This window comes from Cupriavidus basilensis (genome assembly GCF_029335485.1).
Classification (GTDB): domain Bacteria; phylum Pseudomonadota; class Gammaproteobacteria; order Burkholderiales; family Burkholderiaceae; genus Cupriavidus; species Cupriavidus basilensis_E.
This window is the reverse complement of sequence record NZ_JARJLM010000352.1, coordinates 1-1,555: the sequence shown is the minus strand read 5'-3', so window position 1 is coordinate 1,555 and position 1,555 is coordinate 1. Positions and strand designations below refer to the sequence as shown.

2 protein-coding genes are annotated in these 1,555 nt (G+C 63.7%); both read right to left on the bottom strand.

The annotated features are described in order from the left end of the window. Positions 1 to 355, bottom strand: a 355-nt coding sequence (locus tag P3W85_RS20895) for a Rieske 2Fe-2S domain-containing protein (RefSeq protein ID WP_276266193.1), incomplete at its 3' end; no start/stop codon positions are given. A gap of 186 nt (positions 356 to 541) precedes the next feature. Then, positions 542 to 1,555 (bottom strand): acetate--CoA ligase family protein (locus tag P3W85_RS20890; protein WP_276266192.1); only part of this gene is annotated, 1,014 nt, incomplete at its 5' end.

Sequence of the window (1,555 nt, the reverse complement as noted above, 5' to 3'; positions counted from 1 at the left end):
GCGCCGGATCGCCGAGCGCGGCGTCGCCGGGCCACACCCAGACGAAGCCGTAGCGCTCCACGGCGGGGTAGCTGCGGATCGACGGAAAGCCGCCCACGCGCTGGCCCGTCATGGCCGCGCACTTGCCGTCGCGGCCCATGACCAGGCCGTGGTAGCCGCAGACCAGTTGTCCATCCCGTACGAAGCCGAGAGACAGCGGTGCACCGCGGTGGGGGCAAAAGTCCTCGAGCGCGGCGACGATGCCGCTGCTGTCGCGGTACAGCACCATTTTCTCGTTGCAGATTGTGCGGCCGAGCGGCTTGCCTGCGAGTTCATCGGGCGTGCAGGCGACATACCAGGTGTTTTTCAGGAACATGACCTATTCCCTCTCGGCGCCCGAGGCGCCAGGATGCAGTGGTTGACGAAGTGAGGGTGGAAGGGCTCGGGTGCGAGTCCGCCGGATCAGGTCTGGCGGCCCACGCATTCAAAAGAGCCAATCGATTCGACCGCTGTTCTCCATTCAAATAGTGGCCTCGAGCGGCGGTCGTCGCTACGTTGACATTCAAGTTGACAATTCGCACGGCTTCACGAGCATCAACGCGTCCAATGCAAGTACGCCGGAACCTTGTCGATAGACAATCACCGGATTCAGGTCGATCTCACGAATGCGGGGTTCGGATTGCAGCAGCGCCCCAAGGTTTACCACCACCCGCGCTAGCGCCTCCACGTCAAGCGGCGGCTCTCCCCGATATCCTTGCAGCAAGGCAGCGCCCCGCAATTGCCTCAACTCGTGCACGACCGCTTCCATCGGCAAATTGTGGGCCAGCAGGCGTACATCACGCGTTATCTCCGCCGTGACTCCGCCGAGGCCAACCAGGATCACAGGCCCCCATTGCGGATCGTTACGTGCGCCGACGATCATCTCAAGACCGCGGCTGCCCATCTTCTCGACCAGCACACCGTCGAGCACCACGTCCGGCGCATGTCGCTTCAAATTGTCGTCGAGCTGCATCCAAGCTGCGCGCAGATTGTCGGCGCAGTCGACACCGAGTATCACGCCGCCGACGTCGCTCTTGTGGCTCAACTCGACCGCTTGCATCTTTAGCGCGATCGGGTAGCCAATCCGATCCGCGATCGTCAGCGCGGCATCGAGGTTCGTGGCCAGCTCGCCGGGCGCAAACGGAATGCCGAGTGGTGCGAGGATCTGCTTGGCGCGGTATTCGGGCACAACGTCCCCTTGCCGCGGCAGGTCGGCTGCAACCGGTTCATGCGCAGACTCGGCGAAGTCGCGCGTACCGAGTTCGCTGAGTCGGGCAACAGCGCGCAAAGCACGCTCGGTGCTCGGGAAATACGGCACGCCCAGTTCGCGCATCTGATCGATGTACTCGGCCGGCACGATCGCCCCTTCGTCGAGCCCCGCGCAGATCACAGGTTTTTGCGGTCGCAGCTCCCGCACTGCGCGCAGCACAGGCGGCATCTTGATCGCACACGTAACCGGATCGGTCTGGATCAGGCCGACCACGACGGCCGAGAATCGAGCGTCGTCGAACAGCGCCGACAGCGTGCGGTAGTACAG